This window comes from Telluria sp. GW821-FHT07G12, from assembly GCF_059418525.1.
In genome coordinates this window covers 25662-39169 of sequence record NZ_JBWKQA010000010.1, presented here as the reverse complement: position 1 = coordinate 39169, position 13508 = coordinate 25662, and the positions used below count along the sequence as shown (strand labels likewise).

The 13508-nt window shown below is 60.3% G+C and carries 14 protein-coding genes; 6 read left to right on the top strand and 8 right to left on the bottom strand.

From position 1 onward, the window contains the following. Nucleotides 1-4 precede the first annotated feature (4 nt). From AC07PE_RS25735 to AC07PE_RS25725, 3 genes are all read right to left on the bottom strand, one after another. Nucleotides 5-2515: an NACHT domain-containing protein gene (locus AC07PE_RS25735; protein WP_498769933.1), complete on the bottom strand. Its 2511-nt coding sequence runs from the start codon at nt 2513-2515 to the stop codon at nt 5-7. 672 nt (nt 2516-3187) lie between these two features. Then, complete coding sequence (locus AC07PE_RS25730) at nt 3188-3892, bottom strand: site-2 protease family protein (RefSeq protein ID WP_498769931.1); 705 nt, start codon at nt 3890-3892, stop codon at nt 3188-3190. Further along, the gene (locus AC07PE_RS25725; protein ID WP_498769929.1) at nt 3892-4890 is read right to left on the bottom strand and encodes a DUF2167 domain-containing protein; all 999 of its coding nucleotides are present in this window, start codon (nt 4888-4890) and stop codon (nt 3892-3894) included. The genes AC07PE_RS25730 and AC07PE_RS25725 overlap by 1 nt, the downstream gene beginning before the upstream one ends. 286 nt (nt 4891-5176) lie before the next feature. Here AC07PE_RS25725 and AC07PE_RS25720 point away from each other — a divergent pair, with 286 nt between their 5' ends. Both AC07PE_RS25720 and AC07PE_RS25715 read left to right on the top strand, forming a co-directional pair. Beyond that, nucleotides 5177-5518 carry a CzcE family metal-binding protein gene (locus tag AC07PE_RS25720; RefSeq protein WP_498769927.1) on the top strand — a complete coding sequence of 114 codons (342 nt, stop codon included), beginning with the start codon at nt 5177-5179 and terminating at the stop codon, nt 5516-5518. A gap of 15 nt (nt 5519-5533) precedes the next feature. After that, entirely contained in the window at nt 5534-6484 is a 951-nt protein-coding gene (locus tag AC07PE_RS25715; protein WP_498769925.1) for a LysR family transcriptional regulator, read from the top strand. On the opposite strand, the gene AC07PE_RS25710 is transcribed toward AC07PE_RS25715, so the two are convergent. The 3 genes from AC07PE_RS25710 to AC07PE_RS25700 are packed head-to-tail and all read right to left on the bottom strand — an operon-like array spanning nt 6457 to nt 8004. Then, the gene (locus AC07PE_RS25710) at nt 6457-7314 is read right to left on the bottom strand and encodes a PEP-CTERM sorting domain-containing protein (RefSeq protein ID WP_498769923.1); all 858 of its coding nucleotides are present in this window, start codon (nt 7312-7314) and stop codon (nt 6457-6459) included. The two genes, AC07PE_RS25715 and AC07PE_RS25710, sit on opposite strands and share 28 nt — an antisense overlap. A gap of 45 nt (nt 7315-7359) precedes the next feature. Beyond that, a complete protein-coding gene (locus AC07PE_RS25705; RefSeq protein ID WP_498769921.1) occupies nt 7360-7515 on the bottom strand; it encodes a DUF2256 domain-containing protein in 156 nt (51 codons plus the stop codon). A gap of 48 nt (nt 7516-7563) precedes the next feature. Next, on the bottom strand, nt 7564-8004 hold the full coding sequence (locus tag AC07PE_RS25700; RefSeq protein ID WP_498769919.1) for a nuclear transport factor 2 family protein: 441 nt from the start codon (nt 8002-8004) through the stop codon (nt 7564-7566). A 180-nt stretch (nt 8005-8184) separates the two neighbouring features. On the opposite strand from AC07PE_RS25700, the gene AC07PE_RS25695 reads away from it, so the two are divergent. After that, nucleotides 8185-9324: a branched-chain amino acid ABC transporter substrate-binding protein gene (locus tag AC07PE_RS25695; protein WP_498769917.1), complete on the top strand. Its 1140-nt coding sequence runs from the start codon at nt 8185-8187 to the stop codon at nt 9322-9324. Nucleotides 9325-9327: 3 nt separating this feature from the next. On the opposite strand, the gene AC07PE_RS25690 is transcribed toward AC07PE_RS25695, so the two are convergent. Next, nucleotides 9328-10071: a PEP-CTERM sorting domain-containing protein gene (locus AC07PE_RS25690; protein WP_498769915.1), complete on the bottom strand. Its 744-nt coding sequence runs from the start codon at nt 10069-10071 to the stop codon at nt 9328-9330. A gap of 284 nt (nt 10072-10355) precedes the next feature. Here AC07PE_RS25690 and AC07PE_RS25685 point away from each other — a divergent pair, with 284 nt between their 5' ends. The 3 genes from AC07PE_RS25685 to AC07PE_RS25675 all read left to right on the top strand — a co-directional run bounded on the left by AC07PE_RS25685 (nt 10356) and on the right by AC07PE_RS25675 (nt 12795). Beyond that, nucleotides 10356-11045, top strand: coding sequence for a hypothetical protein (locus AC07PE_RS25685; RefSeq protein ID WP_498769913.1), 690 nt, complete (start codon nt 10356-10358; stop codon nt 11043-11045). Between the two features lie 156 nt (nt 11046-11201). Further along, nucleotides 11202-12356 (top strand): MGDG synthase family glycosyltransferase, encoded by a 1155-nt coding sequence (locus tag AC07PE_RS25680; RefSeq protein WP_498769911.1) that lies wholly within the window; start codon nt 11202-11204, stop codon nt 12354-12356. Further along, the gene (locus AC07PE_RS25675) at nt 12343-12795 is read left to right on the top strand and encodes a hypothetical protein (RefSeq protein ID WP_498769909.1); all 453 of its coding nucleotides are present in this window, start codon (nt 12343-12345) and stop codon (nt 12793-12795) included. The genes AC07PE_RS25680 and AC07PE_RS25675 overlap by 14 nt, the downstream gene beginning before the upstream one ends. Here AC07PE_RS25675 and AC07PE_RS25670 read toward each other — a convergent pair. Next, a complete protein-coding gene (locus AC07PE_RS25670; protein ID WP_498769907.1) occupies nt 12785-13486 on the bottom strand; it encodes an HAD family hydrolase in 702 nt (233 codons plus the stop codon). The genes AC07PE_RS25675 and AC07PE_RS25670 overlap by 11 nt on opposite strands. Nucleotides 13487-13508 lie beyond the last annotated feature (22 nt).

Sequence of the window (13508 nt, the reverse complement as noted above, 5' to 3'; positions counted from 1 at the left end):
AAGATTATCTATCAAGCTTTAGCCATCGCTCTTCAAGTTTTGCAAGTTCTGTAATGGCAATGTCTGCAGACATTGATAGCTTGAACCCTTCCGGCCATTCGCCAATTGCTACAGTCTTTTTATCTGATATTTTTCGTACAACAGCCAAGCGAAGTCTCGGAAATTTTAGTGACGATAAAATCTGAGCAATCTCATCCCTTGTCATTCTTGATGTGATATCAATCCGTCTGAAAATTTTCCAGTCCCGTATGTAGTCGCGAAGGGTGAGGATCAAAGCAATAAGAACTCCGCCGCCAAGAACTATGGCAACAGCGGATGCAACAACTATTTTAACTAAGTGCGACGAATGGTCAATAAGCCAAATAATCAATGTCACAAAAAGACCAAGTGCTGTTGCAAATGCAAGAAATTGAAGTATTGCAATCAAACGTTTCACCATAGATATGCGAAAAAATATCTGAAGCAAACTTTTTGCACGTCCAACCCAAAGCCAATCTATTGATAAAACAGCGAGAATGTACGCAACGCTAACAAGTTCGAATGATTTTGCGTAAGTTGATGGAAAAATGGAAATGCTTTCTCCCGCTGACTTCGTTGTTGTTATCGTGAACTGAGAGAGTGATACGATCCAAAGCAATCCAAGTGCGAACAAATGTTGATATGCTCTAAACATAGTGCGGGTACTAATTATCTTTAGAGTCGACCTAGTAGATTCTTTTTTTATTTCTGCTCTTGCGTGTGCCACGCTTGGATAGATTACGTAGTCCATAACAAAGAAAGAAAGGAGCCATGAAATAATCACAAGACACAGCTTTGGTACGAGTGCCGCGCCAACGAATAGGGCTCCGACTGAAGCGATAAGATTGCGCTTGCGCCAAATTGCAATTCTATGCGTCTCCTTCAGTGCATCAGATAACGCTAATGAAAATATTAAAGTACGACGATTATGCCAAAATTGATGCGCAGGCAAATTGATAACGTAAGCGTTAATTAGATTTTGAAGATCTGGTGATACCCTCGGTAAATGACGGCATGCACGAAAAGCCGTTTCTTGTAACCAGGAATTTGGACGTGACATTGCAGTTTGTAAAATTGGGATCGATGCAGAGTCTTTTAGAAGTCCTGTTGCCTCTAGGCAAATTTTAGCCTGAATAAGATCGTCTAAATCATTAACATGCTTGTTAATGAATATTTCTAATTCGTCTGTAAACGAGTTGACGGCAGTTCGTCTGGATCGGAAAGCATCCGTTAGAAAGCGAAGGCTGTGTATTGCCCGTAAACGGTTCTGCGGCTCATCAAAATGCTCGCAAACTTCTTTCCAGCAGAGTTGCGCTAATCTCGCAGCGTTTAAATCGTCACATAGCTGAGCATACAAGACCATTGCATCTCTTCCACGTGAGTCAGTAGGAATATGATCAAGAGGCAGATCTTCTGGGGCTGCTAATAGACGCGTCGTAACTAAATATTCGAGAAATCGACGATGGACAAAAGCAAAAGAAATCGTTTCGCCAGTTGTGACTCGTGCAATACGTGCATAACTTAAAATCTCGATAGTTTCACTCGCATGTAAGATTGTTGGCTCGTCTTTGAGTACTGATACAGGAGCTTCTAGTCCATACGATGGTGAATTAAAGACAAATGAAGCTATCTGCTTTGCACTTTCTAGAACGTCGTCAACGGTTAGCTTAAATTTTGCAGTTTTTGTATGGACTTTGCTTAGGCGGCTGTAAAGGTAGTTGTTATATAGCTCGGCTTGAGTGGTGGGAAGGGCCCTATGGTTACTTACCCATTCGCCAAGTAGCGCCATTAAGAACGGATTTCTTATTATTGATATAAGATCATAACGATCACGGAATAGCTGATTTTGAAGTTCTTGGGTAAACGCCGGATAACGTGCTAACGCCGATACGATTCTGTCTTCCGTCATTGGACGAATGTCAAGAATTTTTTGCGCAAGAAAAGCTTGTGTAGGCCGACGAAACATGCGGGAAGCGAGCACTCCGCGTGCGTTAATATTTGAGGATATAAATCGAGAAAGCAAGTCTGATAGACAGTCGATTAACCAAGATTCCTCGTTTACGTCGAGAAGTTCTGGAATCTCGTCAAAAGAATCAAAAATAAAAAACAGTCGACCGTGTTGCCACAAATCACGGAAGTATGTATCTGCAAAATCTTCGGTAAATACATCTCCTCGAGATTTGATATTTTCGATGACGAAAGCTTCCAACTCCTGCATCGTGGGAGGCTTCTGTTCCGTCCAAGAGGATTGTCGAAGGCCAATTACAGGTAGCCACTCGCGAAGATTAATATACAAAGGTATCCGCCCGGTCCGGTCAACTTCCAGTAGCATATCTCGGGCTAACTTGCGTAATGCCACACTCTTGCCACCGCCAGGGTCGCCAAGTATTAGAAATGCCTGGGTTTTTCGGTCTAGCCGAAGCGCGGATTGTAGATTAACAATTTTCTTTTTGCTACTAGCGCCTCCGATCGGGACAATCTCGACTTCTGCTTCCAACTCTGTGTAATAGTCTGGACTCCAATTAGCTTGACGATCAGTGGTCTCTAAGTGCTGGCGCAATGCAGCACAAAAAGACCGCAGCTTCAACTGGAAGCTGGGTTCTGTAAATTCTTTTTTTATCGGTATCGGATGAGTGCCTGCGATCGTTTTCTACGACATAAAATAGTTTACAATTAATATGACTATGGCTACAAAAACTAATACGGCGTTTGACGGCTCTGTGGGAAATTCAAAATTTTTTAGCCACGGCGCTGATTTAACGATAGACGGATAAGATGTAAGTGATTTGATCGCGGCATTGGCAACGTCAGCCCATAGACTATGTGATCCAACTAGGGAAAAAGTGGCTAGTAACGATATGATCCTTACTTTTGTCGCGCCTGCACCAGGCGGAAGCATTAACGGACGTAATAACCAAAGCAGAGATAAAATAAGCACTCCAACAGCTATTACTAATATACTTGGGAGGAAAATTGAGGAGGCAACAAAAAGGGAGATGGATAGTGAAAATATAAATAGGATTAAGCGGTGAGATGAGGTGAGATTATTGAACAAAATGGCCCCAGTGTAGATTAATTTGATAATTCTTATTGTTGGTATTCTTTTGCAATCTGATGAAAGATTTTTACTTTCCGCCACCGAGAATGGAAAGAATGACTTGATGTGGCCTTAACGGCCCAGCATCTCATGCAGGTCGTAACTCATGATGGCCAAAAACGCCGCCAGCCCCAGATACATCACCGCATAATTGACGCGCGCCTCCTGCGGCACCTGGTAGTACTCCGGCGGACGGCCATGGTCGCCGCTCAGCGCCGCCTTGATCTGCGGGTAGGCCAGCACGGCAATCAGGATCAGCATGGGACTCGGACGCCAGAAGAACAGCGCCGCCAGCAGCGGCACCCCGAGCAGCCAGACCTTGGGCGAGATGATCGCCGTGATGCGCCCGCCGTCCAGCGGCGAGACCGGGATCAGGTTGAACAGGTTCAGCATGCAGCCCGAGTAGGCCAGCGCCAGCAGCAAGTCGCTGCCGGTCTGGCGCGCCAGGCCGTAGCAGGCCATGGCGCCGGCGGTGCCGGCCAGCGGACCGGCAAAGCCGACGAAGGCCTCGGTCTCGACGTCGTGCGGCATCTCCTTCATCTCGATCCAGGCGCCGACGAAAGGAATGAAGGTGGGCATGCCGACCGCCAGGCCGCGCTTGCGCGCCGCGAGATAATGGCCCATCTCGTGGACGAAGATCAGCAGCACGAAGCCGACCGCGTAGCGCCAGCCGAAGATCCAGCTGTAGGCCAGCATCGACAGCAGCATGGTGCCGCCGGTGGTCAGCATCTTGCCGAACTTGCCGGCCACCAGTAGCCAGGCGAGGAGCTTGCCCATTATCGTTTGCTCAGGTCGACTTTGTCGGATTCATGCGCGGACCCGGGTGCGGGGTCGGCCGGGGTGTCCTCGAAGTGGACCGGCGGCGGCGCCGCATTTTTCTCGCGCTTGAAGAACTTCCAGATTCCCGAACCCACCGCGGCAACGCCGACGATGATCAGCTTCTTGAACGCCAGCAGCAGGGCGAACAGCTTGCCGAAGAAGCCCAGCTTGGCCGCCACGCCGCCCGCGACCAGCGCCGCGATGCCATATTCTGCCACCTTGTCGGTGCTGCCGTTGAAGTCCGCGTAGCGGTTGCCGGCCGTGAAGTTGGTGAAGGCCGTGACCTTCTGCATCTCGGTCTTGATCTGGCCGAGCTGCTCGATGCTGGCCACGGCGTTCAGCACCAGCACGCCTTCGCGGCCCAGCACGCGGATGTTGTAGTTCAGGCCGTGGTGCGCCTCGCCTTCGCTCTGCAGTTCCTTGGCCCAGTACAGCTTGTGGCTGGCCTTGTCGTAGTGCGGCTGCTCGGCCCAGCCGACCAGGCTCATGGCGCGGTAGCCCTGCTTCTTGCGCTCGGCATTGCTCTCCGCGAGGCCTTCCTGCATGTCCTTCAGCAGCTTGGTGTAATCGATGCCGTCGGCATCGTCGTCCTTGACGTGGCCGTCCTTGTCATAGGTGATGACCACGCCCCAGCTTTCGTTCGACAGCGGATTCACGCCGGCTGGCACGATCATGCCCAGCGTTTCGGCGCCGGGCGGATTGCCCCAGGCTTCCAGCAGGCGCGCGCTGTCGGCGACGCTCAGGTAGCGGAAATTCGCCGGCAGGTCCAGGGTCGCGATATTGCCCGGCAGGGTGATCTTGCCTTCCTGCGGCTTGAAGGAGGCGACCAGCTGCTGCTCGGACTGTTGTTGCGCCTGTTGCTGGGTTTGTTGTTGGGATGCGGCGTCGCCGCCGGGAGCGGCGCCTGCGCTGCCCAGCGCCAGGCACACCAGGGTTGCGAGCAGGATTTTGCGCATGATGTCTTTCAGTCAAAAACTTGAATATTACTGAAAGGAAATCTGTACAAAAACGCGAATTATCACGCTGTTGTTTTCTTGCTCTCAAACCATGTCGCGATTGTTACGCCAAGCGTAACAAACAATCCCCCTCCATCGCTATTTTTCGCCTTGGCCCCAGCGCTTACCATTTGCCTGTCAGCAAAACGCCCACAACAAGGCGACTGACGTGCCACCGTCGCCAGGTGGCACACCAGAACAAGGCCGGTGCGCCCACGGGCGCCCGGCACATCCAAGGGAAATCACCATGAACACCAAGCTGCTCCTGCCCATCCTCACCGCCGTTACCCTCGCCGCCGGTTCCACTGCCCTGGCCGCCGCCCAGCCGGCCGATTTCCGCGGCAACGCCGCCCCGGCCCAGGCCAGGGCCGACCACGTCATCGTCATCACCGAGGCGACCCGCCACGTCAACGTCACCGGCGGCTCGACCGTGCGCTTCGTGGTTGGCGGGCGCTCCTTCAGCTGGTGCTTCCAGAACGGCAGCGCCCAGGTGGTTCCGTTCGACCTGCAGCTGATCGCCCCGCAGGGCCTGCTGAGCCATCCTGTCACGGCTTACGTGTCCGATAATCCGCTCTACCGGAATAATTAAGTAAGATGCGGTCCTATGCGCAAGGATCTCGATTACGGACTGCTGCATGCGATGAACGCCTTCGTGCATGTGATGGATGGCGGCAGCTTTACCGCCGCCGCCGAGCACCTGGGTATGTCCAAGGCGCAGATTTCGCGCCTGGTGACCCTGCTGGAAAACCGCCTGCAGACCAAGCTGCTGCACCGTAGTACCCGGTGCATCTCCGCCACCGAAGCCGGCGAGCGCTACGCCGGCCATTGCCGGGCCATCCTCGACATGGTGGCCCAGGCGGAAGGGGAGGCCGCCGGCGCCGCGCACGAACCGGCCGGCCGCCTGCGGGTGATGAGCATGGCCGCCTTCGGCAACCGCTACGTGACGCCGCTGGTGAGCGCCTATTGCGCGGCCAACCCGCGCGTGACCGTCGAATACAGCTCTTCGCAAAGTCCGCCCGACCTGCTGGCGGAAGGCATCGACGTCAGCATCTACCTGGCGCAATACCTGCCCGATTCCGCCCTGGTGGCGCTGAAGCTGGGCCGCATGTTCTCGGTGCTGTGCGCGGCACCTGGCTATCTTGCGCAGCGCGGCGTGCCCCAGCATGCGCAGGAGCTGGCCCGGCATACCTGCCTGCGCCTGGTGAATTCCTCGTTCACCTCCTGCTGGCAGCTCGACCGCGACAAGGAACACCTGACCCTGGACCCGGAAGGTCCGCTGATCGGCAATACCACCGAGGTGCTGCTCGACGCCGCGCTGCGCGGCCTGGGCATCGCCCTGCTGCCGGCGTACAGCGTGGTCGATGACCTGCGCAGCGGCCGGCTGGCCCAGGTGCTGCCGGGCTGGCGCTCACCGGAGATCGGCATCTTCGCGCTGCTGCCTTCGAGCCGCTTCATCGACGCCAAGACGCGCGCCTGGATCGAGCTGCTGAAGGAAGAGCTGCCGCCGGCCATCGAGCGCGACATGGCTTACTTCACGGACGCCGCCACCTGCTGAAGCGCGACGGCAGTGCGGGCATCGATGCCAAGGTCCTTCGCCACCTGGTCGCCGGCACCCACCGAGCGCGGATCGCGCCCGGTGATATTGGCGAAGATGGTCAGCGCCTCGAGGTAGTAACCATACACGCTGCCGTGGTAGGCGTCCGGCGCCCACAGGTCGATGCCGGTCACTTTGCCGTCGTAGGGATTATCGTCCGCCAGGCCGATGGCGAAGGCGCGGTTCCAGGCCTGGCCGATCGGGATCACGCCGCCAATCAGGTCCGATGCCTGGTCCGCCTTGTCATAGCCGGCGCGCACGTCGAGCGCCATCTTGTAAATCGGCTGGCCGTACCAGGCGCCGCCCTGTTTATAGGTCTGGTCGGCGCGCGACCAGGTGGCGGCGAGGCGCACGTCAACCTTCGGGTTCTTCTCGTAAAAGGCCTGGGCCAGCAGGCCGGAATACTTGACCAGGGTGGCCGGATCGCCGGGCCTGGCGGCGTCCAGCGTGCTGTAGCTCTGCAGGACCACCTTGTCGAAGGGCCTGGCGATGGCGGCCAGCCTGTTCTCGTAATGCCAGTCGAGGCCCTTGCCGGGCGCGGTCTCCAGGCTGACCTCGTAGTCCAGCCCAGCCTGCACGGTCAAGGCCTTGAACAGGGCCGGCACGCCGCCGAGGTGGGTGCCGTTCAGGTCCGTCACCGTGTCGGGACGGTATTCGCGCACCAGCGGGGCGGCGCCGGCCGGATCGCCGTAGGTGAAGCTGTTGCCGATGAAGAGGATGGTGGTGGCCGCTGAAGCAGGCACCGCCAGTGACAGGATGCTTAGTAGGGCGACGGTGCGGGGTGAGGACATGATGGTCTCCGATATGGTGTGCCCATATTGTAGAGCCAAGAACGCTTAGGCCTTCCCCGCTGGTTTCGCCGCGCGCCGGCAGCGCTCGGAACAATACTTGACCTGGTCCCAGTCGCGCTCCCACTTCTTGCGCCAGCTGAAGGGCAGGGCGCAGTGGGCGCATAGCTTCTGCGGCAGGTCCGCCTTCTTGCGCATCTTCATCGCCCGCTCCTCATGCATGCCGGGCGTATGATGCCACGCGTCCGCGGTTTACTGTCGCAGCTCGGAGCGGTCCGGCTGGCCCGTCTGCAGGGTTTGCAGCGCGGCCGTCGCCGGCGCCGTGTCGTAGTAAGAGTCGACCCGCTCGACCATGCCGTCGCTCAGCGTGAACACATGGACCCATGGCGTTTCGTACTCGCGCCCGGTCAGGCGGTTGTGCCAGGCGCCTTCGCCGATCGCGACCACCTTGTCGCCTTCCGCGATCAGGTCCTTGACGGCGAAGCTGGTGGCCTGGACGGTGGCGTCGAGCTTGGCGAAGAACTGCGCGATCCCCTGCCTGCCGTGGAAATGGCCGGCAAACGGTATGAGCTCGGAATCCGGGCTTGCCCACACGGCGTCGTCGCGGAAGCGCGCCAGCAGGCCGGCAATGTCACCGGCCTGGAACAGCCGGTAGCCTTCGAGGACGAGTTGCTTGTTTTCTTGTGTGCTCATGGTCGTCTCCTGTGTGCGGCGCCCGACGGCAAGCGCGGATGCCCATGCCGCAAGTGGCCGCTTCCTGAGCCTAGTTGTCATATGCCTAAAGTCAAGGGGCGTTTGCGACTTTCGGTTGCATTTGCCGTGCATGGGCGTAGCGCCATTACAATCGGACAACCATCGTCATCGGAGAACACCATGCATTGCCGCGTTTTCATCGTCGCCACCCTGCTTCCCCTTGCCGCCGCATCGGCGTCCGCCCAGACGACGGTGAAGATCGGCAGCGTCTCGCCGCTGTCCGGCACCGGCGCCCACCAGGGCAAGGACATCGAGAACGGCGCGCAGATGGCGGTGGACGACCTGAACGCGAAAGGCCTGACGATAGCCGGCAACAAGCTGCGCTTCGTGCTGCAGGCCGAGGATGACGGCGCCGACCCGAAGATGGGCACGGCGGCGGCGCAGAAGCTGGTCGACAATGGCGTGGTGGCGGTGGTCGGCCACCTGAATTCCGGGACCACGGTGCCGGCCTCGAAGATCTACAACAGCGCCGGCATCCCGCAGATCTCGCCTGCCGCGACCACGCCGCTGTACACCCGCCAGGGCTACAAGACGGCCTTCCGCGTGGTCGCCAGCGACAGCCTGGTCGGCAAGACCCTGGCCGCGTATTCCATCCAGACCCTGAAGGCGAAGAAGATCGCGGTGATCGACGACCGCACCGCCTTCGGCCAGGGCCTGGCCGACGAATTCACCAAGGGCGTGAAGGCGGTCGGCGGCGCCCAGCTGGTCAGCCGCCAGTTCACCACCGACAAGGCGACCGACTTCAACGCCATCCTGACCCAGATCCGCGCCCACAAGCCGGACGTGATCTTCTATGGCGGCATGGACGCGGTGGCCGGCCCCATGCTCAAGCAGATGAAGGCGCTCGGCATCGAGGCGAAGCTGGTGTCGGGCGACGGCGTGTGCTCGGAAAAGCTGCCGCAGCTGGCCGGCGACGCGCTGGGCAGCGACAAGGTGTTCTGCGTGGTGGCCGGCGGCGTGACCGGCGCAAAGGAAGAAGCGGCGGCCGCCGCCTTCGCCGAACGCTACCGCCAGCGCTACAAGATCCCGCTGCAGACCTACGCGCCCTACGCCTACGACGCGACGATGGTGTTCGCCAGCGCCATGCAGCAGGCGAATTCCACCGACCCGGCCAAGTTCCTGCCGGCGCTGGCGAAGATCAAGTATCACGGGGTCACCGGCGACATCGCCTTCGACCCCAGCGGCGACCTGCACAACGCCGCGCTGACGCTCTACACCTACCGCGAGGGCAAGCAGGTCAAGCTGCAGGTGGTGCGCTAAGCATCAGCTGCGCCTGGCGCGCACGGCGCGCAGGCCCAGCAGGCCGGCGCCGAACAGGGCCAGCGAGAGCGGTTCGGGCACCGGCGTGTCCGGGCGCGCATAGGCTGCCACGTACATGGTTTCCGGCGTCGCTTGCGTCGTGCCCTCTTGGAACTGCAGGCCGCCGCCGATCACGCAGCGGTCCAGGTCCGGGCAGAAGCTGTTGGCCTGGCCGGCCTGGATCGCATCCATGATGAACAGGTTGTCCCCGGACTGGCCGACGCCGCCCGAATCGCCCAGCTCCAGCGGCGCGCCGGTATAGAGGAAATTCTTTTGCGTTCCGAGGTCGAGGTTGTACAGGCTCAGGTACAGCTTGGTCATGACCGCCGTACCGCCCGGCTGGCCTTCGCTGACGTTGACGACCAGGGCCAGATCGCCGGCGTGCATCAGCTGGTCGATGTCGGATGCCAGCTGCACCTGGTTCAAGCCCGTGTTGTCGCCGCCGTCCAGGCCCTCCTGGCAGGCAGTGCTCGGCGTGTCGAGATGCCCGTTCTGGAAACCGTTGTAGGTCACGCAGCCAGACTCCAGGCCTGGCACCTGGCGCGCGCTGGGGACCGTATTGTCCTGGATGGTAGCCAGGGTGCTCACATGCCCGAGTCCAGTGCCGGTGACCTGGGTGCCGGGTACTTGCATCAGGCCGGCGAAGGCCGGGATGGCGGAGGCCAGCAGCAGTGCTGCAATTACCGGCTTTAAAACGGGGACGTTCATGGCGTTTCCTTTCATTGAACCTGGTGGGTTGAAGGACGCAAGAGCTACGTAAAGACAGAGCCAGCCCTATGCATAAAGCGCGCCAGTCCAGATAAGCCGTATGGATTCAAGCACTTGGCGGAGAGCCTGACAGCAGCGGCGGAAAAGTGTAAATTCCATCGACGCTGTAGAGTGTTTCGATTTTGCAATTTATCGCCGGATGTACGTCCGCGAACGTTGCCAAGGCCTGGATTTCTCTAGACTGGGCCACATCGACATCGCTGTGCGAGGTACCCGTGCGCTATATGGATTTCAGTTCATGGCAGGGCGTGTTCACGACGCTGATGAGCCTGATCGTGGTTACCCTGCTCGGTGTCGGTATCCGCGTGCTGATGATGCAGACCATCCAGCAGCGCCGCGAGCGCATGAACCGGCAGATCAACGAGCGCCTGCGGACCCTGATCGCGGCCTATAAGACCCTGGGCGGCTCCTTCACCGGCGAGCTGACGGTCGATCCAACCCATCTGCGCGAGCTGCGCACGGCCGCGCCGGTGGCCGGCGACACTCTACCTGCGGCGCAGCCGGACGCACGCGTCAATTCCGACCGCGCACGGCGCATCCGCGACGCCGTCGAAGCGGCGCTGGCCGACATCCTCCTGCTCGGCACCGAGGAACACTGCCGGCTGGCGGGGCAGGCGGCCACCGACATGGCGGCCGGGCGCCCGATTCACACGGCGGAGCTGGTGGTCGCGCTGCGCGACTTCATCCGCGAAGCGCTGGACCTGGGGCCGATGCCGAAGGATGTCGCGATTCCGTTGCAGGGACCGACCCGCACCCAGGGCAGCGGCGGCGCGCGCGGCCGCGGAGAAGGTGGTGGTGGTGGCGGTAAAGGTGGCGGTGGCGGAGGCGGCGGCGCCGATGCCGGCGGCGGCATGGGCATGGGTCTCGGCATGGGCCTCGGCCACGCGGCCGGCGAGCACGATCACAACGGCTAGCGCGCGTCACGATCCTGTCACGATCCCGGTCTACATTAGCGGCACACACAGACCGGGGTCTCTCATGCTGCCGATATCGCCGTATCAAGCCGTGCCGCGCCTGCCCGCCGTTCACGGGACGGGTGCATCGTGAGGGATACCGGCTCAGGCGCGCCCATGGCCGGCAAGACCATCCTCCTGCTCAGCGTGCCCGCCGGGGCCGGGCATACCCGCGTGGCCGAGGCCATCCAGGCCTGCGCCGCGGATGCCGGTGCGGACATCGATATCGCGCACCTGGACGCCACCGCCTTCGCATCGAAGCGCCTGCGCAGGGTGTATACGGACCTGTATCTGTTCCTGGTAAAGCGCATGCCGGCGCTCTGGAGCCTGGTCTACCGCTGGACCAACCGCCCCGGGCCGGAGCGCTGGATGGACCGCCTGCGGCGCCGCATCGAGCGCCACGACAGCCGCGCCCTGATCGCGGAAGTGCGCAGGCGCGATCCCGACATCGTCGTCTGCACCCACTTCCTGCCGGCCGAGATCCTGTCGCACGAAGTCGGCGCCGGCCGTTTGCGCAGCCAGGTCTGGGTCCAGGTCACGGATTTCGATGTGCACCGCATGTGGGTGCATCCGCACGTCACGGGCTACTTCGCCGCCAGCGAGGAAGTGGCTTTCCAGCTGCGCCGTCTGGGCGTGGCGGCAGGCCGCATCCACGTCAGCGGCATTCCGGTCATGCCGGGTTTTGCCGCGCGTCCGGGGCGGGTCGAATGCGCGCACGCGCTCGGGCTCGATCCGTGGCTGACGACGGTGCTGCTGATGGGCGGCGGCGCCGGGCTGGGAGACCTGAGCGGCGTCGCCCGCCACCTGCTTGAGACGGACGACAGGCTGCAGCTGATCGTCCTGGCCGGCAGGAACGCGGCGCAGCTGGCCGCGCTGCGCGAACTGGCCAAGGCCTATCCGGGCCGGCTGGCGCCGCAGGGCTATACCGGCCAGGTCGAGCGCCTGATGGCCTGCGCCGACCTGGTGATCACCAAGCCGGGCGGTTCGACCACGGCCGAGTGCCTGGCGATGGGCCTGCCCATGATCGTGAATTCGCCGATTCCTGGGCAGGAAGAATGCAATGCCAACTATCTGCTCGAGCAGGGCGCGGCGCTGAAGGCCAGCGACCTGCCGACCCTGGAATACCGCGTGCGCTGGCTGCTGGCCTGCCCGGCCAGGCTCAAGGCCATGCGCATGCGAACCAGGGAGCTCGGACGCCTGCGCGCCGCCGGGCAGGTGCTCGCCACGGTCCTGCAGCACCCCCAACATGAAAGCCAAGATGCAAGAATTTGAGTGGCCGATGCTGGCCGGGGTCCTGATCGCGGCCTATTTTTTCGCGCGTGTCGAAGTGGAGATCGAGGGCGAGGCCGGCTGGGCCGCTAACCTGCCCACCTGGCGCATCGAGAACCACCGTCTTCTCGACCTGTTCTGGGGCGGGCGCGCGATGACCGGCTACCACGCCTGGATGTTTTCCTTCATCGCTCTCATCTTCCACTTCCCGCTGTGCTTCATGGGCGAGTGGTCGCTGCGGCTGGAGGGCAGGGTGCTGGCATGCGTGATGCTGTTCTGGGTGGCCGAGGATTTCCTGTGGTTCGTGGTCAACCCCGCCTTCGGCTGGCGCCGGTTCAAGCAGGAACACGTGTCCTGGCACAAGCACTGGGCCTGGGGCGCGCCGGTCGATTACTGGATCTTCGGCGCCGCCTGCGTGCTGCTGTTCTGGCTTACGGCTTGAGACGCACCTGATCGAGGTCGAGGGCGTGCCGCACGCGCAGGCACAGCTCGGCCGAGGTGCGCGAGATCAGCTCGTGCGGTATGTCGAATTTGTCCGTCAGCCGGTCGTAGTCTTCGAAGCCGTAGGAGACCATGAAGGGGTGCATGCCGGTGCCGACTGCCGCCGCGAAGTCCTTGTGCTCGTCGCCGCAGCAGTAGGCGCGCGCCGGGTTGATGCCGAACTGTTCGCGGATCGCGCGGAAGTGGCTGGTCTTCTTGTCGCTGAGCGGGATGTGGACGAAGAAATCGAGTTCGCTGATATCGAAGTCATGGCGCGCGAACAGCTGGCGCAGGGTTTCCAGCGGCTCGTTGGTGATGTTGCGGGTCACCATGCCGACCGTGACGTCGGGCGCCGCCACCAGGGTCCGGATCAGTTCGGCGATGCCCTTGTACAGGCGCGCCTCCTGGCGGTAGACCTCCGTCAGGCTGTCGACCAGCTTGGCGCGGCTGTCCTTGCGCAGGTTCTTCTTGACGATGGACGGGAATTCCTTCAACCCGCCCAGGTACTTCAACAGGTGGCGCCGCTTGCGGAAACTGGTCTCGTCGCCGATCGCCAGTCCGTGCCGGGCAAAGGCTGCTTCGATGGCGGAAAACGCGTCGATGGTCGTGCCGTCCGCGTCGAGGATCAACAGCCGTTTATCGCTTTTGTACATGCATGCCATCATACCGGCGGCA

Coding starts and splice junctions, on each gene's coding strand:
- AC07PE_RS25730 (WP_498769931.1), bottom strand. CDS start 3,892: ATGGGCAAGCTCCTCGCCTGGCTACTGGTGGCCGGCAAGTTCGGCAAG.
- AC07PE_RS25725 (WP_498769929.1), bottom strand. CDS start 4,890: ATGCGCAAAATCCTGCTCGCAACCCTGGTGTGCCTGGCGCTGGGCAGC.
- AC07PE_RS25720 (WP_498769927.1), top strand. CDS start 5,177: ATGAACACCAAGCTGCTCCTGCCCATCCTCACCGCCGTTACCCTCGCC.
- AC07PE_RS25715 (WP_498769925.1), top strand. CDS start 5,534: ATGCGCAAGGATCTCGATTACGGACTGCTGCATGCGATGAACGCCTTC.
- AC07PE_RS25710 (WP_498769923.1), bottom strand. CDS start 7,314: ATGTCCTCACCCCGCACCGTCGCCCTACTAAGCATCCTGTCACTGGCG.
- AC07PE_RS25705 (WP_498769921.1), bottom strand. CDS start 7,515: ATGAAGATGCGCAAGAAGGCGGACCTGCCGCAGAAGCTATGCGCCCAC.
- AC07PE_RS25700 (WP_498769919.1), bottom strand. CDS start 8,004: ATGAGCACACAAGAAAACAAGCAACTCGTCCTCGAAGGCTACCGGCTG.
- AC07PE_RS25695 (WP_498769917.1), top strand. CDS start 8,185: ATGCATTGCCGCGTTTTCATCGTCGCCACCCTGCTTCCCCTTGCCGCC.
- AC07PE_RS25690 (WP_498769915.1), bottom strand. CDS start 10,071: ATGAACGTCCCCGTTTTAAAGCCGGTAATTGCAGCACTGCTGCTGGCC.
- AC07PE_RS25685 (WP_498769913.1), top strand. CDS start 10,356: ATGGATTTCAGTTCATGGCAGGGCGTGTTCACGACGCTGATGAGCCTG.
- AC07PE_RS25680 (WP_498769911.1), top strand. CDS start 11,202: ATGGCCGGCAAGACCATCCTCCTGCTCAGCGTGCCCGCCGGGGCCGGG.
- AC07PE_RS25675 (WP_498769909.1), top strand. CDS start 12,343: ATGCAAGAATTTGAGTGGCCGATGCTGGCCGGGGTCCTGATCGCGGCC.
- AC07PE_RS25670 (WP_498769907.1), bottom strand. CDS start 13,486: ATGTACAAAAGCGATAAACGGCTGTTGATCCTCGACGCGGACGGCACG.